Origin of the sequence: Streptomyces sp. ALB3, from assembly GCF_044385685.1 — a bacterium.
In the GTDB taxonomy this organism is placed as follows: domain Bacteria; phylum Actinomycetota; class Actinomycetes; order Streptomycetales; family Streptomycetaceae; genus Streptomyces.
In genome coordinates this window covers 23573-41142 of sequence record NZ_JBISCE010000039.1, presented here as the reverse complement: position 1 = coordinate 41142, position 17570 = coordinate 23573, and the positions used below count along the sequence as shown (strand labels likewise).

Below are 17570 nucleotides of genomic sequence, written 5' to 3'. Positions count from 1 at the left end.
AATCTTTCGGCGAATCGGTGGTGACAGTCAGGCGAAGAGGGGGTTGATTGTGTCTACCTCATAGGGCAATGCGAGGCTTCATCCGCACATACCCGGGTCGAGGGGACAGTGCACGGAACCGGGAGGGTCGGCGCAGCGTGACAGATGTGGAGCGCAGTGTGCGGGGGGACGCGGCGGCGGATCCAGGGGCGAGAGCGGCTGCGGCCAGGGCCGTCCTCTGGCTGCTCGTCGCAGTCCTGGCGGTACGGCAGGTGGCGGTGGTGCTGCGCCGGCCGGCCGGTGAACGGCTCATCGACCTGGAGACCTGGACCGGCGCGACCGGGGTCCTCCACATGGCGGGGTCGCTGTACGACCCCGGCCGGTTCACCGGGACGCCGTTCGCCGGCCTCGTACTCAAGCCGTTGACGGTCTCGGCCGAACAGGCCCTCGGCGTCGTGTGGACGTTCGGCTCGCTGCTGCTCGTCGTGCTGCTCGGCTTCGTCGCCGTCCGCGCGCTGCCCGCACCGGTGAGCCGGGGCACCGCCTTCCTGGCCGCGCCCGCGGCGATCACCCTCCTCATGGTGTCGCTGCCCGTCCGCAACACGCTGCACCTGGGCCAGACCAGCATCCTGCCCGTCCTGCTGGTGCTCGTCGCCTGCTTCGCGGTGCGCGGTGAGCGCCTGCCGGGGGTGCTGACCGGTATCGCCGCAGCCCTCCAGCCCGCCGTGCTGCTCTTCGCCGCCCTGTTCTGGCTCACCGGGAGACGCCGGGCCGCCCTGAGCGGCGGTGCCACGTTCGCCGTCTGCACGGCGCTGGCCTGGGCGGTGATGCCCCGTGACTCCTGGGCGTACTGGGTGCACCATCTCGCCGGGGCCGGACTCGGGGAGAGCCCCGACAGCCTCGCCAACCAGTCCCTGCACGGTGCCCTGCTGCGGTTCGGGCTCCAGGGCCCCCTCGAGATCGCGCTGTTCCTGGTGCTGGCCGCCGCCGTCGTCGTCCTCGGGCTGCGCCGGGCGGTGCGCTACGCCCGGGACGGGCAACTGCTCCTGGCCGTCGCCGTCACGGGATGCGTCGCGGTCGCCGTGTCGCCCACCGCCTGGCAGCACCAGCTCCTGTGGGTCCTGCTCGCCGTCGTCGGGCGCGTCGGCACCCGGGCCGCGGACCGGCTGGTCTGGCCGGCGGTCGTGGTGCTCGTCCTCACCCTGCCGGGGAAGATGCTGCTGCCGAACGTCGGCGTGGTCCTGCCCGTGCGCGACAACGCGCTGCTCATCGCCGCCCTGGGGGCGGCCTGCGCGGTGCCGTTCCTGTCCCGCACCTCGCCCCACTGGCAGCGGCCCGTCCCCACGGACTACGCGCAGCCGGTGCCCGCGCGGTACGCGTGGGTGCCGCTGCTGCCGTTCTGGCGGCGGGTGCTCAGCCGCCCCAACCTGCTCCTGGAACTCCTGCTCATCCGGGTCGTCTACTCCGCGTACGCGAAGGTCCGGCTGGCGGCGACCGCCGGACGTCCCACCGCGGAGGAGCACGGCCGGCAGATCCACTCCGCCGAGCAGTGGCTGCACATCGACATCGAGCACTGGGTCAACCACACGGTCGTCGGCATCCCCTGGCTGCGTGAGTCCTTCGACTACTACTACTCGACGTTCCACTTCATCGTGCCGCTCGCGATCCTCGGTGTGCTGTACGTGCGCCGGCCCCCGGACTACCGCTGGGCCCGCAGCTCCCTCGGCTTCGCCACGGTCCTCGCGCTCGTCGGCTTCTGGCTCTACCCGCTGGCCCCGCCGCGCCTGATGCCCGGCCTCGGCTTCATCGACACCGTCCACGGGGTGCAGGACCTCGACAGCCCCGACTTCGGGGCGCTGACCGCGATGACGAACCAGTACGCGGCGATGCCCTCGCTGCACTTCGGGTGGTCGCTGTGGTGCGGTGTGGTCATCCTCCTGCTGGCGCCGAAGCCGTGGATGAAGGCCCTGGGCCTGCTGCACCCGCTGTTCACGGTCTCCGCCATCGTCGCCACGGGCAACCACTGGGTGCTCGACGCGGTCGGCGGTGCGGCGGTGGTGGCGGCGGGCTTCGGCCTGGCGTACGCCCTGGCCGGGCCGCGCAGGCTCAGGGCCGGCACCGGCCCGGCCGGACCCCCTGGCCGGGAGGCCGGGGACACCGCCGGGGAACCGGTACCCGAACCGGCGGGCAGCAAGGTGTAGGGCCGGCGCGCCCCGCGCCGCCCGGCTGATCAGTCCGCCCGGCCCCCGAAGGCCGCCCGGGCGTCGAACGCGGCGCGGCGCGTGGCCCGGCGCAGGGCCCTCAGCAGCGTGGGGCCGACGGCCACGGTCAGCACGACGGTCAGGGCGGCGCGGCCGAGGTCCCAGCCGAGGGACGTGGCGGTGCAGTACGCCAGGAAGCGGACGAGGTTCTCGTGCAGCGGTGCGCCCGCGACGAAGGAGATCCCCGAGCCGAGCCCCGGCACGATCGTCCAGCCGTACAGGTTCATCACCGTGCCGTACGCGAACGCCGCCAGGAATCCGTACAGCGCCAGCAGCAGCAGCTCACCCCTGCCCCGCAGCCGGTCAGGGCCCGGCAGCAGACCCGCGCCCATGGTGAACCAGCCCATCGACAGCATCTGGAACGGCATCCACGGTCCGACGCCGCCCGTGAGCAGCGCCGAGGCGAACATCGTGACCGACCCGAGCACGAACCCGAAGCCGGGCCCCAGCACCCGGCCGCTCAGCACCATCAGGAAGAACATCGGCTCCAGGCCCGCCGTCCCCGCGCCCAGCGGACGCAGAGCCGCGCCGACCGCGGCGAGCACACCGAGCATCGCGACCGCCTTGGCGTCCAGACCGGAGTCCGCGATCGTCGCGAGGACCACCCCGACGAGCAGGACGAGCAGGACGGCGAACAGCCACGGCGCGTCCTGCGCGTGGGCGAGACCGGAGTCCGCCCCGGCCAGCAGCGGCCAGCCGAACGCGACCAGTCCGACCGCGCTGATCAGGACGAGCGCGGCCACGGCGTGGGGGCCGAGCCGTACCGGGCGGGCGGAAGGGGCCGTCATGCGAGGCCCTCCAGCGCCGTGCGCACCTGCCCCACGGTCAGCCACTCCCTCGGGGCCAGTATCTTCGCGGTCTGCGGGGCGAACGCGGGGGAGGAGACCACGACCTGCCGGGTCGGACCGTCCGCGACGGCCTCGCCGTCGGCGAGGATGACCACCCGGTGCGCCAGCTCCGCCGCCAGCTCCACGTCGTGCGTGGCCAGGATGATGGCGTGGCCCGCGCCCGCCAGCCGGCGCAGAACACCGACGAGCCGTGCCTTCGCCGCGTAGTCCAGGCCACGCGTCGGCTCGTCCAGCAGGAGCAGCGGAGGCCGGGCGGTGAGCACCAGGGCGAGCGCCAGCGCGAGCCGCTGGCCCTCCGAGAGATCACGGGGATGGCTGTCACCGGGTACCCCGGGCAGCAGCTCGGCAACCAGAGCCCGGCAGCTGCCCTCCGGCGCGCCCGCGTCGGAGTCGGCCGCGGCGCACTCGGCGGCGACCGTGTCCGCGTACAGCAGGTCGCGCGGTTCCTGCGGCACGAGCCCGACCCGGCGCATCATGTCGCGCGGCGCGGTGCGGGACGGGGGCAGACCGCCGACGAGGACGGACCCGGTGGACGGCTCGGTCATCCCGACGAGAGTCGTCAGCAGCGTCGACTTGCCGGCGCCGTTGCGGCCCATCAACGCCACGGTCTCACCGGGTGCGACGGACAGCGTCACCCCGCGCAGCGCCTGGACCCGCCCGTGCCGCACCCCGAGCCCCTCGACCCGCACGACGGCGTCGTGGACCGGAGGCCCCGCGGGTGGCGGAGCCTGACGACGGCCCAGCAGCCGGCTCAGGAGACCGGGACGGGCCACCACCGGAGCCGGCAGCGGGACCACGGCGGCATCCGCCGGGGCGGTGCGGGGCGGCGGCTCCACACCGGCGAGCCGTTCCCGCAGGTCCACCGCCCGGCGCCGGGCGTCACGCACCGACAGCGGCAGCGGGTCCCAGCCCACCAGCCGCCCCAGGGCCACCACCGGCGGCCGGACGGGCGAGAGCGCCATGATGTCCGCGGGCGCGCCCATCACGGGGGCGGCGCCGGGGGCCGGCAGCAGGAGGACCTGGTCGGCGTACTGCACGACACGCTCCAGGCGGTGCTCGGCCATCAGGACCGTCGTCCCCAGGTCGTGCACCAGCCGCTGGAGCACCGCCAGCACGTCCTCGGCCGCCGCCGGGTCGAGGGCGGACGTCGGCTCGTCCAGCACCAGGACCCTCGGATGGGGGGTGAGGACCGAGCCGATCGCGACCCGCTGCCGCTGGCCCCCGGAGAGCGTGGCGATCGGCCGGTCCCGGAGCTCGGCGAGGCCCAGCAGGTCCAGTGTCTCCTCGACCCGGCGCCGCATCACGTCGGGAGCGAGGCCCAGCGACTCCATCCCGTACGCCAGCTCGTCCTCGACGGTGTCCGTCACGAAGTGGGCGAGCGGATCCTGGCCGACCGTGCCCACCAGGTCGGCGAGTTCACGCGGCTTGTTAGTCCGGGTGTCACGGCCGCCGACCGTGACCCGGCCGGTCAGCAGCCCGCCGGTGAAGTGCGGCACGAGACCGGACACCGCGCCCAGCAGGGTCGACTTGCCGACCCCGGACGGGCCGACGACCAGGACCAGTTCGCCCTCCGGGACGGTGAGGTCGATCCCGGACAGGGTGGGGCGCTCGACGCCCTCGTACCGTACCGAGACCTGCTCGAACCGGATCATGCGAGCTCCTTGGAGTCCGAGGGGGAAGCGGGCAGCGGCGCCACCGCGGCGGGCAGCAGCCCGGCCAGCACGGCGGCGGCGGGCAGCAGCGGCAGAACGGGAGCCGTCAGCGGGACGACGCCTGGGTGCAGGGCCTCCGGGCCGGTGGCGCCCGCCCAGATCATCGCCGCCGCGACGGCCGCGCCCGACGCCGCGACGAGCCAGGCGCGTACGCCCCATCGGTCCGGCCGGTAGCGGGTACGCACCGAGCGGCGTCCGCCGAGCCTCAGTCCGGCCATCGCCGCGGCCAGCCCGGCCAGCAGCAACGGCAGCCCGTGCACGGCGCCCTCGGCGGCGAGCAGCCCGTACGTCCCGGCGCACACCCCCAGCAGCCCGCCGAGCGTGAGCACATGGGTGGTGCGGCGGACGGCGGGCGGGACCTTCGCGGTACGCCCGTAGCCCCGCGCGTCCATCGACGCCGCTACCGCCACGGAGCGCTCCAGCGCGCCCTCCAGGACCGGCAGACCGATCTGGAGCACCGCACCGACCCCGCCGGTGGGCCGGCCGCGCAGGCGGCGGGCCGTCCGCAGCCGCGCCACGTCGGCGACCATGTTCGGCGCGAAGGTCATCGCGACGACGACGGCGACCCCCACCTCGTACAGGGCGCCGGGCAGGGACTTCAGCAACCGGGCCGGGTTGGCCAGCGAGTTCGCCGCGCCGACGCAGATCAGCAGGGTGGCCAGCTTCGCGCCGTCGTACAGCGCGAAGACCAGTTGCTCCGCGGTGACCCGGCCGCCGACCCTGACCCCCTGCGCCCAGCCGGGCAGCGGCACCTCGGGCAGCGCGAACAGGAAGTGCGTACCGGGGACGGGCGAGCCGAGGAAGACGGAGAAGACCAGCCGCACGGCGACGACGAACAGCCCGAGCCTGACGAACGCCCCGTACGAACGGGCCCACGGCGCGTCCGTGCGGCGCGCCGCCACCACGAAGCCGGCGACCCCCACCAGCAGTCCGAGCAGCAGCGGGTTGCTCGTACGGGACGCCGCGGTCGCCAGCCCGAGCGCCCACAGCCACCAGGCCCCGGCCGGCAACGCGTTGGCACGGGTGGCCTCGGGGGCCCGCAGGGCATGGGGGAGCCGGGCCGGGCCGGTGGAGCGGGTCATCGGCGGCGGCGGGCCCGCAGCACGGCGGCGACGCCCAGGACGAGCACCGCGCCGACGCCGGTGAGCACGCCCGCAGACGGGCCGCCGCCCCCGGAGGAACCGTCCGCGCCTTCCCGGTCGCCCGCGGTGGACGCCGTGGCCGGCCGGTCGGTCTCCGAGGCGCCGGAGTCCTCGCCGGTCTGTTCACCGCAGCCGGACCTCGGATAGCCCGAGATCGCGCAGAGCATCGCGGAGCTGTCGTACCGCAGGGGCTTCGCCACCGAGGCGAGGGCCTCCGCCGTGCTCGCGTCCGGCGCCACCCGGGCACAGGCGGTACGCGGCGCGGGCGGCTCCTCGCCGTCCGGCGCGTCAGCCGCCGTACCCGGGTCGATGACCAGCGCGATCCGCTTCAGGCCGTCCTTCGCCGGGGTGCCCGCGCAGACGGCCCCGAAGTCCGGCGCGCGCCGCGGCCGCGCCGAGTCCTGGGAGTCCTCGCTCACCGAGAAGCGGAAACCCTGCACCGCGCCGTCGTCCGGCCGGACCACGGAAGGCCCCTGCGTGGCGTACGTCCAGCCCGTACCGCCGTCGCCCTCCCAGAACGACCAGTAGCGGTAGCCGGCCGCCTGCGCGCTCCCCGCGCCCAGCACGGCCAGGACGGCGCCGAGGAGGAGCAGCAGCGCCGCTGTGGCCGGCGGACGCCTCACAGCTGCTGGTTCTTCCGGCGTCCGCTGAGCAGGAAGCCGATGCCCGCGCCGAAGGCGAGACCGATGCCGATGATCCACCAGAGGCCGAGCCCCTCGTCGTCGCTGCTCGTGTCCGCGGGCTTCGAGGGTGACGTCGCCGTGGGCGAGGGCACGGCGGTGGCGGCGGGCGCCGGGCCCGTCGCGTTCAGCTGCCTGACGAGGTCGACGCCGCCGAAGTCCCGGGCGTCCGTGCCGGTCGCGTGGGCGGCGAGCACCAGCTGCGCGGTGGCGGCGGGCCCGCCCTCCTTCGCCCAGCCCTGGGCGTGCTTCTCCAGATACGCGACCGCGCCGGCCGCCTTGTCCTTGTGGCCGGAAGCGGCCAGCGCCACGACCGCGTCCGCCGTGTTGCCGAAGTCCGGCTGCGGCGCGGACTCCTCGGCGCCGGGCATCGGCGGCAGATCGAGGTGACCCGACTCGGCGAGCGCCTTCGCCAGGTAGGAGGCCCCGTTCTGCGCGGACTGCTCGGGGGTGAGGCCGGTGCCCTTGTGGCAGACGGGTGCCTTCACCGCGTTGTAGTTCCCCGCGGCCATCCCCTTGCCCATGGCACCGAGGACCGCCGCCGCCGTGGCGTCCGCGTTGGCGGTGAGCCCGCCCTTCTTGTCCGGCTGGTAGGCGAACGCGCCGCCACCCTCGCCGCCGCAGGGCAGCGCGAAGGTCTGCAACGCCGTGTACGGCGTCTTCCCGCCCTCCCGGGTGAGGTCGGCGAGCGGCACGCCCGCCCGGGCCATCGCCCCGGTCACGACCCCGGTGGAGTTGGCGTCGCTCGGACCGCCCGGGTTGTAGCCCCAGCCGCCGTCCTCGTTCTGCACGGACTTCAGCCAGGCCACCCCGTTGTCCACGACCTCACGGTGCACGCCGAGCTCGACCATGGCCTGGACCGCCGCCGCGGTGGCGTTGGTGTCCGCGACCGTCTTGGCGTCGCACGGCTCGGACGCGTCGCGGTACGCGGCGAAGGCACCGCTGTCGCACTGCTGGCCGACGAGCCAGTCCACCGCCTTCGTGGAGGGGGTGACCAGCTCGATCTTCTGCGCGAGGAAGGCGAGCGACTGGCGCCACACCCCGTCGTACGTCGGGTCCTTGGTGCCGTACAGCCCTTCCGGAAGGGCGGGCGCGGAGGGGGACGGGGACGGACCCGGCGCGGCGACCGCCACCGGGGCGGCCGTTCCACAGAGCACGGCGGTGATCGCGAGCGCTGCCGCGCGGCGGCGTACGGACATGACGGGCTGGGCCTCTCGAAATGGGGTGTCCCCTGCTCGAGCGGAGCCGAGCGCGTGGGGAACGGGTCGGTGCCGGATTCGCACCGGCTTCCCCCTGTACGGGCATGATGACGACCCGACCACTCTACCGGGGCCCTCCCGGCCCTCCCCGGGCGGACGGCCACCCCACGCGCCAAGGGTCTTCCCAGCAGGTCAGACCCCATGCGAAACTCCGGCGGGGGTCACACGGGCACGGGCCCGTGGGGGAGGGACGACCGGGGTGGGAAGCACCAGTGCGCAGACGTAGGACCACGGTGGCCGCCGTGGCGGCCGGACTCATGACGGTGACGGCGGGCTGCGGCCTTGTGGGGGAGAGCGGGGCCGCGACGGCCCCCTCCCCGGAACCCACCCCGCCGTTCACCGCGCGGACGGTCGCCGAGGAGATAGCCGGCTTCGCCCGGGCCGGAGGGCTGCCGCCCGGCGACACCTCCACGGCCGGACTCCCGGAAGGTGACTGGCGGACGTGCGTCGCGCCCTGGAAGGGCGACGCGCCGGCGGCGGACGCCGCCGGCGCCTTCGAGGCGACGGTGCTGCGGCTGCGGCAGCACGACTGGGAGATCGTCTCCAGCCACGCCGAGCAGGACGTCACCTACCGCACCCTGGCCAAGCGGGGCTGGAAGCTGTACGCCCGGCACTACGCCGCGAAGGGCCCGGACGCCGGGCCGACCGTGTCCCTCACCGCGGTCGAGGACGGCTGCGAGCTGCCCCGGCGGGTCCGGAGCGACTACGAGGACCCTGCCTGACAAGCCGGGTCGGCGATCACGAAGTGGCCCGCCGGTGACTCCCGGAGGGTGCGGGTGACGAACACGTTGTACAGCCCCATGTCCTGCCCCGAACCCCGCGCGTAGGCATGGCCGCCTGAGGTGTAGGCACGGCCGGCCGTCACGTGCGCGTAGTTCGTCGCCGTGAAGCACCGGGCGGGCGCCGTACCGCCCGACGTGGTCGCGGTGACGGCCGCCGAGCCCGCCCCGGCCGCGCCCGAGGAGTCCGCCGCGCTCACGGAGTAGCGGTAGGAGGTGCCGGCGGTGAGCCCCGTGTCCGTGTGGGACGTCGAGGCCGTCGTGGCCACCTTCGCGCCGTCGCGGAACACCGTGTAGGAGGCCGCGCCCCGGACCGCGTCCCATGACAGCGAGGCGCTGCCGTCCGTGGTGCCGGTGACCTTCAGGCCGGCCGGCGCGGGCAGCCCGTCGCCGCCGCCCGGGGTGTCCTCGTCCAGCCCCCAGAACACACCCGTGTGGTACGACGAGCAGAGGGTGTTCAGGAAGTACGCGGCCGTCGACCCGCACTGCTCGGCGCCCGATCCCGGGCTCACCGGCAGGCCGTGTCCCATGCCGGCGACCGAGTACGTCTCCACGGCGGGCCGGCCGGACGCGTCGGCGTAGACGCTGCGGGTGGTGTCGCCGGGCAGGTTCTGGGTGCTCGACGGGGTCTGGCCGATGCCCCAGACATCGGTCCACTGGTCGCGCAGCGCGGTGGCGTTGGCCGGGCGGACCGTGTAGTCGGAGGTGCCCTGCCAGATAGCGACCCGGGGCCAGGGACCGGTCCAGCCCGGGTGGGAGTCGCGGACCTTGTCGCCCCACTGGGCGGGCGACAGCTTCTGCGGGCCCGTCTGGCACCCGGACGCGGCGGCCTGGCTCGTGGCGCACTGGGCGGGCAGCCCGGAGGCCACGGACCCGCCCGCGAAGACGTCGGGGTAGGCGGCCAGGAGGTCGGCGGTCATCCCGCCGCCCGCGGACAGCCCGGTGACGTACACCCGGCGGCCGTCGGAGCCGTACGTCTGCTTCGCGTACTGGACCATCTGCACGATGGACGCCGCCTCGCCGCGGCCCCTCGTGCTCTCCGCCGGGTCGAACCAGCCGAAGCACGACAAGGGGTTGTTCGCCGCGGTGGTCTGCGGGAACACGAGGTCGAAGCCCCACAGATCGGCGAACTTCGTCCAGCCGGAGCTGGTGTAGTACGCGTTGGCCGACTGGGTGCAGCCGTGCAGGGCCACCACCAGGGGCGCGCCCGCCGGGACGCTCTCCGGGGTGTAGGCGAACATCTGCAGGCCGCCGGGGTTGGAGCCGAAGCCGGTGACCTGCTGGAGACCGGCGGCAGCCGGGGCCGAGGGGGCGGCGACGGCGGGGACCGGATGCGCGGCGAGCAGGGCCAGCAAGCCGCAGACGGCGGCGGACGCGACGCGGCGGAGCAGGCGTCGCAGGATCGGTGGGCGCACGGTGGGGCCTCCTCATCGGACGTGCGGGGGACGTGGGGACTGCTGCCGGAACCTATGAGCCGGGGGCCGGGCCGCCCATGTGGCAGGCGGACATCCGCCGCCCACCGCTGTGTGCGGCGCTCCCCTTGCGCGTCCCGTCCGCCCGCCCGGTACGCGCCACGGCCCACGGCCGCACCATGTACGCCGCCACCATGCGGCCGTACCGGGGTGTGTGCACCGGCTCCGTGTGATGCGGACGGCGACGTCCTTACGGTGACGCCCATGCAGACTTCCCGGACCCCGCAGCACGACCCCCTCGCCCGCTCCGCCCTCGCCGGGCGCACCGCCCTGGTCACCGGGGCGGCGAGCGGCATCGGACTGGCCTGCGCGCAGGCACTCGCCGCCGCCGGCGCCCATGTGCACGTCGTGGACAAGGCCGGTGACGCCGCCAGGAACCTGGCCGAACGGATCGGCGGAACGGCCTGGGTGGCCGATCTCTCCGTGGCGGAGGCGGTGGACGGACTGCCCGACGACGCGGACATCGTGGTCAACAACGCGGGGTTCCAGCACGTGGCGCCCGTGCACGAGTTCCCGCCGGACCGCTTCACACTGATCCACCGGGTGATGGTGGAAGCGCCGTTCCGCATCTTGCGCCGCACGCTCCCCGGCATGTACGAACGCGGCTGGGGACGCGTCGTCAACATCTCGTCCGTACACGGGCTGCGCGCCAGCCCCTACAAGTCGGCCTACGTCTCGGCCAAGCACGCACTGGAGGGGCTCAGCAAAGTGGTCGCACTCGAAGCGGCGCCGCACGGCGTGACCAGTAACTGCGTCAGCCCCGGTTACGTCCGGACGCCCCTGGTCGAGGACCAGATCGCCGACCAGGCCCGCAGCCACGGCATCTCCGAACAGGACGTGGTCGGCCGGGTCCTGCTGGAACGCAGCGCCCTCAAGTCGCTGATCGAGCCCGGTGACGTCGCCGGTGCCGTCCTGTGGCTCTGCGGGCCCGGTACCTCGCACATCACCGGGAGCTCCCTCACGATGGACGGCGGCTGGACCGCGAACTGACCCCGACCACCCGGAAGCCGGAAGAGCGATGAGCGCCCATGCCTGAACCGTCCCCCTCCGCGGCACCCCTCCTGGCCCGCCTCCTCGACCTGCTGGCGGACGACGCCCCCGCCGAGGAACTGGGAGCCGTCACCTCGGCCGCCCGAGCCGCCGGTGTGCCCGCGGCCGACCTGGCCGAGGTGGAGCGGGCGGCAGCCACCGCCCTGCGGATCAGGGGCGCCCTTCGCCAGCACCGGCGCAGGGAACTCCAGCTCACCGCCCTCTTCGACACGGCGGGCGACCTGGCGGCCTCCCGCGACCTGGACGACGTGCTGAAGGCGATCGTGCGGCGGGCCAGGATGCTGCTGGGCACCGACACCGCCTACCTCACGCTCCCCGACGAGGAGGCCGGCGACACCTACATGCGGGTGACCGACGGGTCGGTGTCCGTGCTGTTCCAGCGGCTCCGGCTCGAACTGGGCGAAGGACTCGGCGGACTGGTGGCGCAGACCGCGAGCCCGTACGCGACGCCCGACTACCGCACCGACGACCGCTTCCGCCACACCCGGAACATCAACGCCGGTGTGCTGGACGAGGGACTCGTGGCGATCCTGGGCGTGCCCCTGCTGCTCGGTTCCAGCCGGGGCGGCACGGGCAAGGTCATCGGGGTCCTCTTCGCCGCCGACCGTGCCGCGCGGGTCTTCAGTCCCGACGAGGTGGCCCTGCTCTGCTCGCTCGCCGCGCACGCCGCGATCGCCATCGACACCGCCCGGGCCCTCGACGACACCCGGTCCGCCCTCGCGGAACTCGCCGGCGCGAACGCGGAACTCGCCGAGGCCAACGCCGCCGTACGGGCGCACTCGGCCGCCATGCGGCGCGCGGAGGAGGCCCACGACCGGCTCACCGACCTGGTGCTGCGCGGCGGCGACGTGAAGGACGTCGCCGTGTCCGTCGCCGGGCTGCTCGACAGCCCCCTGACCATCCACGACCCCGGCGGGCGCCCCCTGGCGGCCGTACGGCCCGACGGCACCGGGTGCGCCGCCGACAGCCTGGACGCCCACTGGCTCGCGGGCGCCGCCGAGGAGTCCCGCCACGGGGCGCGCGCCGTGCACCGCGACGGGCGGTGGACGTGCGCCGTGCTCGCCGGCCAGGAACTCCTCGCCAGCCTGGTGCTGCACAGGCCGGACCGGCTCGACGACTCCGACCGGCGGCTCTTCGAACGCGCCGCCGTCGTCACCGGCCTGCTCCTCCTGCTGCGCCGCACGGTCGCCGAGACCGAGAACCGGATACGCGGCGAGCTGATCAGCGACCTGCTCGGCGACCCGGAGCGCGACCCGGCCGGGCTGGCCGAGCGGGGCCGGCGGCTGGGCATCGACCTGGACCGGCCGCACCTGCTGCTGGTGGCGGAGGCGGCGGCCAGGGAGAAACTGGGCGGTGCCGCGATGCGGTACCTGTTCGGCGGGGACATCCACGGGGTGAGCGCCGAGCACGCGGGCACCGTCGTCCTGCTCGTCGACCGCGACGGCGGAGGGACCACGGCGGGCGCCGCCGCGCGTGCGGCCGCAGCCCAGCTCGGCCACCTCGTCCAGGCGCCCGTCACCGTCGCCGGCACGGGGCCGGCCGCCGGGGCCCGCGGACTCGCCGCCGCCTACGCGGAGGCCGCCCGCTGCCTGCGGGCCATGCGCGTACTGGGCCGTGAGGGCGAAGGGGCCTGCGTCGACGAACTCGGCTTCCTCGGAGTCGTCCTCGGCAACGCGAAGGACGTCGACGGCTTCGTGGACGCCGCCCTGGGCCCGCTGCTGCGCTACGACGAACGGCGCGGCACCCATCTCGTACGGACCCTGCGCGCGTACTTCGGGGCGGGTGGCAGCCTGATACGGGCCAAGGACGAGCTGCACGTGCACGTCAACACGGTGGTACAGCGCCTCGACCGGATCCAGGTGCTGCTGGGCCGCGACTGGAACGAGCCCGACCGCGCGCTGGAACTCCAGCTGGCGCTGCGGCTCCACCTGCTGTCGGGCGGCCGGGAGGGCTGAGCCCCCGGCCGCCCGCCGCTCTCAGCGCGGGAGGGCCGCCGTCAGCAGGGCGCCCGCGACCTCCCCGGCGCCCCTGTCGCCCGTCAGTACCGTGTAGTGGTTGACGTCCTCGACGCGGACCGCCCTGACCTTCGTGGCGGGCTGGCCCGCCGCCGCGAGCCGCGCTTCGTCGTACAGCCCCTGCTCCTCGTTCATCAGACCGCGCCGCGCCCACAACAGGGTCGCCGGCTCCGGGAGTTCGCGTACCGCCGCGAGCACCTCGTCCTGGAAGAGGCCCACCCCGTCGGTGCGGACGGCCTCCAGCCGGCACCCCGAGCGCATCGAGGGCGGCTCACCCGTCAGGTCGCGCTGGATGTACGCGTCCACCTCGGGCGACCAGGCGTCGCCCCCGAACGCGGGGTGGGCCCGCCAGAACGACCGGTAGGCGTCCCGGTCGGGGAACGTCATCGACAGCCTGTCCATGGCGGGGCCGATCACCGCCGTCATCAGCTCGTCCGCCGAGAGGTGGGTGGGCGCGGGGAAGCCGAACCCGCCGTCGACGAGCACCAGGGGACCGAAGCGCCCCGGATGACGCACGGCCGCCAGCGCCGCCACGAACGCCCCCATCGAGTGGCCCGCGAGCACCACCCGCCCGTGACCGAGCGCCTCGGCCACCGCGGCCGCGTCGTCCGCGTGGGCGGCGATGCCGTACGGGCCGGGCAGCCCCGCGCTGCCGGCCCGGCCGCGCAGGTCCGGGGCGACCAGAGTGGCCCGGCCGCCCAGCAGGCGCGCCACCGCCCCCCAGGACAGCGCGTTGGCCGTGATGCCGTGCAGCGCCACGACCACCGGCGCGCCGGGGTCGCGGGCGGGCCAGCGCAGCGCGGCCAGTTCGCCGCCGCTGACGGGGACGCGCGTCTCCTCGTACGGGGTCATCGTTTCTCCTCGCGGGTCCCGCGCAGACGGGACGGAAGCCGGGCCAGGCCCCCGGGCAGCAGATGTACCACGGCCACGAACAGCACCCCGAGCAGGAACAGCGGCTGGGAGAGCGGCACGCGCAGGACCGCGGGCAGATCGGCGACCGCGCCCGAGCCGGCGAGGTCACCGAGCCGGTGGTCGGCCCAGGTGTAGAGGACGCCGCCGACCATCGGACCCCAGCGCGTGCCCGAACCGCCCAGCACCACCATCACGAGCAGCGACAGGGTGAAGTCCGAGGTCGTCGTCTGAGGTGTGGAGCCGCCGGTCAGCAGCAGATGGACGAGCCCGCCCGCCGCCGCCAGCGCCCCGGCCAGGACGAACGCCGTCAGCTTGAATCCGTACGGCTCCAGGCCCAGCACCTCCACCCGGCGTTCGTTCTCCTTGATGCCCTCCCAGACCCGGCCGGTGGGGGAGCGCACCGCCCAGCGGACCACGCCGAGCGTGAGGACGAGGTAGGCGAGCGCGATCCAGTACAGGTTCGCGGTGTGGTCGATGCCGACGAGCCATGACGGCAGCAGCTCCGCCGGTGCCGCCCGGCCCTCCTCGCCGCCGGTGAAACCGCCCGGGTCGCGGGAGACGAGGATCGAGCCGGCCTGCGCGAAGGCGAGCGTCACCATGGAGAAGCCGATTCCGGTGACCCGCAGGCTGACCGAGCCCAGCAGCAGGGCGAGCGCGGTACCGGTGCACAGACCGAGGACCGCGGCGACGGCGAACGGCAGGCCCGCCTCCAGCAGGTACACGTTCGTGGCGTAGCTGCCGGCCGCGAAGTACAGCGCGTGCCCGAAGGAGAGCAGCCCCGTGCGGCCCAGCAGGAGGTCGTAACCGGTGGCGAGGGCCCCGAACAGCAGGCAGGTCGCGAGCAGTTGCAGACTGCCCGGGCTGCCCACGGGCCCGTCCAGCAGCCCGGGGAGGGGCAGCGCGCTGTACGGCGCGACGATCAGGAGCACGAGGACGGCGGCCGGCCACCAGCGCAGCAGCCTGGCCCCGGGGCGCCCCGGCGCCGTGGTCACGGCGGAGGGCGCGGGTGTGGTGGCGGTGCTCACGCGAGCCTCCCGGTCAGTCCGCGCGGCCGGACGAGCAGCAGCGCGGCGAGCAGGACGACGACCGCCAGGTCGCCGAGGCCCGCTGCGGTGTAGTAGTTGGCGAACTGCTGGACCAGGCCGATGACCACGGCCGCCACGGCGGCCCCGGTCACCGAGCCCATGCCGCCCGTGACCACGACGACGAACGCGAAGATCAGCAGCGAGGTGCCCTGCCGGGGATCGACCGAGCCGAAGTACAGCCCGCCGAGTGCCCCGCCCAGGGCCGCCGCGCAGCCGCCGATCGCGAAGACCAGCGTGAACGCCTTGCGGACGTCTGTCCCGAGCGCCGTCACCATCGCCCGGTCCTCGACCCCGGCGCGCACGACCAGTCCGTGCCTGGTCCGGCCGAGGAACAGCCGCAGCGCCACCAGGACGACGACCGCCGCCGCGACGAGCACCAGCCGGTTGACCGGCACTTCGGCGCCCAGCAGTGCGAAGGTGCCGGACAGGGCCTCGGGGCCGGGGAAGGTCCGGGCGTCCGAGCCCCACACGCCCGCCAGCAGTGCCGGCACGGCCAGCCCCACACCGACCGTCGCCAGCACCTGTTCCCGTGGCCGGGTGTACAGGGGCCGCACGACGGCCACTTCCAGCACGACGGCGGCCAGGGTGCCCACCGCCGTACCGAACAGGACCGCCAGGGCGAAGCCCCAGCCGCCCGGGCCGGCTCCGGGCAGATGGCCGGACGCCGCCCACCAGGTGCCGTACGCGCCGATGGAGAGCAGCGCCCCGTGGGCGAAGTTGAGCACGTCCATCAGGCCGAAGATCAGCGAGAGTCCCGACGCGATGAGGAAGTAGAGCGCTCCCAGACCGAGACCGGTCATGGTGAGCAGCACGATGGTGGACATCAGGCATCCGCCTCCGAGGTGGTCGGTGGAAGAGGGCCCCGGCCGACGCCGAGCAGCCGGCGGGTGGCCTCCGCGTCGCCCAGCAGCGCGGCGGCCTCGCCCTGGTGGGCCGTACGCCCGTCCGCGAGTACCGCGCAGTGCCGGGCGAGCCGGCGGACGACGGCGAGATTCTGCTCGACGAGCAGGACCGGCACCGCCTCCGCGGCACGCTCCAGGACCTGGGCGACCTCGGTGACGACCCTGGGCGCCAGGCCCTTGGTGGGCTCGTCCGCGATGATCAGCCGGTTGCCGTTGAGCAGGGTGCGGCCGATGGCCACCATCTGCTGCTGGCCGCCGGACAGGGTTCCCGCCAACTGCTTCTCCCGGCGCTTCAGTTCGGGGAAGAGCTCGTGCACCAGGCCGTACGCGGGCCCGTCGGCGCCCCGGCGTTCGGCCAGCCGGAGGTTCTCCGCGACGGTGAGGCCGGCGAAGACCCCCCGGTCCTCGGGGGCGTATCCGATGCCCCGGCGGACCAGGGTGTGGGTGGGCAGGCCCACGGTCTCCGCACCGTCCAGGAGCACGCTCCCGGAGCGCGGCACCAGGCCCAGTACGCCGCGTACGGTCGTGGTCTTGCCGGCCCCGTTGCGGCCGAGCAGCGCGGTCACGCCCTGGTGCGCCACGTCCAGGTCGACTCCGTGCAGGATGTGCCGGCCGCCGATGAGGACGCGCAGGTCCCGTACGACGAGCAGCGCGGGTGTGGTGGTCGCGGGGGGCGGTGTCACAGTCCCTCCCCGAGATAGGCCCGCTGGACGACCGGGTCGGCGGTCACGGCGCCCGGGGTGTCCAGGGCGAGCAGGCGGCCGTGGTGCATCACGGCCAGCCGGTCCGCGAGTCCCAGCAGGACGTCCATGTGGTGCTCGACCATGAGGACGGTGCGCCCCTCCTCGCGGTGCAGCGTGCGGATCAGTTCGGTGAGGGCCGGCACCTCCTCGGCGCTCACCCCTGCCATCGGCTCGTCGAGCAGCATGAGCCGGGGCTCACCCACCAGCAGCACCGCCAGCTCCAGCTTGCGTTTCTCGCCGTGGGAGAGCTCGGACGCCGTGGCCCCGGCGCGATGGCCGAGGCCCGTGCGCTCCAGCACGCCGTCCACCTCGGCGGTGTACGGGCGAGCGCGCCGCCACAGCCGGTGCGAACCGCCGTTCCTGGCCTGCGCCGCCAGCCGTACGTGATCGGCCACGGTCATCTGCGGCCAGAGGCTGGAGGTCTGGAACGTCCGCCCGATCCCGCGCCGCGCACGGGTGTGCACGGGCAGGCGGGTCAGATCCGCGCCGTCCAGTGCGAGCGTTCCGGCGGAGGGCGGGACGAGCCCGCTGATCAGGTTGAACAGGGATGTCTTGCCGGCCCCGTTGGGCCCGATGAAGGCGAGGAACTCGCCCTCCCGGACGTCGAGGGTGACGTCCTCGACGATCGCGGCCCCGCCGACGCGCCAGCCCAGTCCCTCCAGTCGGAGCACCGGAGCGCCCGCACGCGCCCCGTCGTCCCGCCCGGTGGCGGTACCCGGTACGGTCACGGG

15 protein-coding genes are annotated in these 17570 nt (G+C 74.6%); 4 read left to right on the top strand and 11 right to left on the bottom strand.

Annotated elements, in window-relative coordinates:
- The first annotated feature begins 137 nt into the window (after window positions 1-137).
- A complete protein-coding gene (locus tag ACHFIV_RS24885; protein WP_398973106.1) occupies window positions 138-2180 on the top strand; it encodes a bifunctional glycosyltransferase 87/phosphatase PAP2 family protein in 2043 nt (680 codons plus the stop codon).
- A gap of 29 nt (window positions 2181-2209) precedes the next feature.
- Here ACHFIV_RS24885 and ACHFIV_RS24880 read toward each other — a convergent pair whose 3' ends face one another.
- From ACHFIV_RS24880 to ACHFIV_RS24860, 5 genes are read right to left on the bottom strand one after another with little or no spacing between them, the layout of a single operon-like run.
- Window positions 2210-3028, bottom strand: a complete 819-nt coding sequence (locus tag ACHFIV_RS24880) for an ECF transporter S component (RefSeq protein WP_398973104.1) — start codon at window positions 3026-3028, stop codon at window positions 2210-2212.
- Complete coding sequence (locus tag ACHFIV_RS24875) at window positions 3025-4740, bottom strand: ABC transporter ATP-binding protein (RefSeq protein ID WP_398973101.1); 1716 nt, start codon at window positions 4738-4740, stop codon at window positions 3025-3027. Before ACHFIV_RS24875 ends, ACHFIV_RS24880 begins: the two co-directional genes overlap by 4 nt.
- Window positions 4737-5882: an energy-coupling factor transporter transmembrane protein EcfT gene (locus ACHFIV_RS24870; protein ID WP_398973098.1), complete on the bottom strand. Its 1146-nt coding sequence runs from the start codon at window positions 5880-5882 to the stop codon at window positions 4737-4739. The genes ACHFIV_RS24875 and ACHFIV_RS24870 overlap by 4 nt, the downstream gene beginning before the upstream one ends.
- On the bottom strand, window positions 5879-6565 hold the full coding sequence (locus ACHFIV_RS24865) for an SCO2322 family protein (protein ID WP_398973095.1): 687 nt from the start codon (window positions 6563-6565) through the stop codon (window positions 5879-5881). The genes ACHFIV_RS24870 and ACHFIV_RS24865 overlap by 4 nt, the downstream gene beginning before the upstream one ends.
- A complete protein-coding gene (locus tag ACHFIV_RS24860; RefSeq protein ID WP_398973093.1) occupies window positions 6562-7821 on the bottom strand; it encodes a prenyltransferase/squalene oxidase repeat-containing protein in 1260 nt (419 codons plus the stop codon). The genes ACHFIV_RS24865 and ACHFIV_RS24860 overlap by 4 nt, the downstream gene beginning before the upstream one ends.
- 272 nt (window positions 7822-8093) lie before the next feature.
- Here ACHFIV_RS24860 and ACHFIV_RS24855 point away from each other — a divergent pair, with 272 nt between their 5' ends.
- Window positions 8094-8603, top strand: coding sequence for a hypothetical protein (locus ACHFIV_RS24855; protein ID WP_398973090.1), 510 nt, complete (start codon window positions 8094-8096; stop codon window positions 8601-8603).
- Here ACHFIV_RS24855 and ACHFIV_RS24850 read toward each other — a convergent pair.
- Entirely contained in the window at window positions 8585-10075 is a 1491-nt protein-coding gene (locus tag ACHFIV_RS24850) for an extracellular catalytic domain type 1 short-chain-length polyhydroxyalkanoate depolymerase (RefSeq protein WP_398973087.1), read from the bottom strand. The two genes, ACHFIV_RS24855 and ACHFIV_RS24850, sit on opposite strands and share 19 nt — an antisense overlap.
- Before the next feature lie 261 nt (window positions 10076-10336).
- Here ACHFIV_RS24850 and ACHFIV_RS24845 point away from each other — a divergent pair, with 261 nt between their 5' ends.
- Together ACHFIV_RS24845 and ACHFIV_RS24840 are read left to right on the top strand one after the other, a co-directional pair.
- Window positions 10337-11122, top strand: coding sequence for a 3-hydroxybutyrate dehydrogenase (locus ACHFIV_RS24845; protein ID WP_398973085.1), 786 nt, complete (start codon window positions 10337-10339; stop codon window positions 11120-11122).
- Between the two features lie 38 nt (window positions 11123-11160).
- On the top strand, window positions 11161-13137 hold the full coding sequence (locus ACHFIV_RS24840; RefSeq protein WP_398973083.1) for a helix-turn-helix domain-containing protein: 1977 nt from the start codon (window positions 11161-11163) through the stop codon (window positions 13135-13137).
- A gap of 21 nt (window positions 13138-13158) precedes the next feature.
- Here ACHFIV_RS24840 and ACHFIV_RS24835 read toward each other — a convergent pair whose 3' ends face one another.
- The 5 genes from ACHFIV_RS24835 to ACHFIV_RS24815 are packed head-to-tail and all read right to left on the bottom strand — an operon-like array spanning window position 13159 to window position 17567.
- Window positions 13159-14049 carry an alpha/beta fold hydrolase gene (locus ACHFIV_RS24835; RefSeq protein WP_398973080.1) on the bottom strand — a complete coding sequence of 297 codons (891 nt, stop codon included), beginning with the start codon at window positions 14047-14049 and terminating at the stop codon, window positions 13159-13161.
- Window positions 14046-15134: a branched-chain amino acid ABC transporter permease gene (locus ACHFIV_RS24830; protein WP_398973078.1), complete on the bottom strand. Its 1089-nt coding sequence runs from the start codon at window positions 15132-15134 to the stop codon at window positions 14046-14048. The genes ACHFIV_RS24835 and ACHFIV_RS24830 overlap by 4 nt, the downstream gene beginning before the upstream one ends.
- Window positions 15131-16018 (bottom strand): branched-chain amino acid ABC transporter permease, encoded by an 888-nt coding sequence (locus tag ACHFIV_RS24825; protein WP_398973076.1) that lies wholly within the window; start codon window positions 16016-16018, stop codon window positions 15131-15133. The genes ACHFIV_RS24830 and ACHFIV_RS24825 overlap by 4 nt, the downstream gene beginning before the upstream one ends.
- The gene (locus ACHFIV_RS24820) at window positions 16018-16779 is read right to left on the bottom strand and encodes an ABC transporter ATP-binding protein (protein ID WP_398973073.1); all 762 of its coding nucleotides are present in this window, start codon (window positions 16777-16779) and stop codon (window positions 16018-16020) included. The genes ACHFIV_RS24825 and ACHFIV_RS24820 overlap by 1 nt, the downstream gene beginning before the upstream one ends.
- Window positions 16776-17567, bottom strand: a complete 792-nt coding sequence (locus ACHFIV_RS24815; RefSeq protein ID WP_398973070.1) for an ABC transporter ATP-binding protein — start codon at window positions 17565-17567, stop codon at window positions 16776-16778. The genes ACHFIV_RS24820 and ACHFIV_RS24815 overlap by 4 nt, the downstream gene beginning before the upstream one ends.
- Window positions 17568-17570 lie beyond the last annotated feature (3 nt).

Excerpts from the sequence above, each read along its gene's own strand:
- ACHFIV_RS24870 (WP_398973098.1), bottom strand. The coding sequence starts at position 5,882 with ATGACCCGCTCCACCGGCCCGGCCCGGCTCCCCCATGCCCTGCGGGCC.
- ACHFIV_RS24875 (WP_398973101.1), bottom strand. The coding sequence starts at position 4,740 with ATGATCCGGTTCGAGCAGGTCTCGGTACGGTACGAGGGCGTCGAGCGC.
- ACHFIV_RS24845 (WP_398973085.1), top strand. The coding sequence starts at position 10,337 with ATGCAGACTTCCCGGACCCCGCAGCACGACCCCCTCGCCCGCTCCGCC.
- ACHFIV_RS24835 (WP_398973080.1), bottom strand. The coding sequence starts at position 14,049 with ATGACCCCGTACGAGGAGACGCGCGTCCCCGTCAGCGGCGGCGAACTG.
- ACHFIV_RS24860 (WP_398973093.1), bottom strand. The coding sequence starts at position 7,821 with ATGTCCGTACGCCGCCGCGCGGCAGCGCTCGCGATCACCGCCGTGCTC.
- ACHFIV_RS24840 (WP_398973083.1), top strand. The coding sequence starts at position 11,161 with ATGCCTGAACCGTCCCCCTCCGCGGCACCCCTCCTGGCCCGCCTCCTC.
- ACHFIV_RS24825 (WP_398973076.1), bottom strand. The coding sequence starts at position 16,018 with ATGTCCACCATCGTGCTGCTCACCATGACCGGTCTCGGTCTGGGAGCG.
- ACHFIV_RS24880 (WP_398973104.1), bottom strand. The coding sequence starts at position 3,028 with ATGACGGCCCCTTCCGCCCGCCCGGTACGGCTCGGCCCCCACGCCGTG.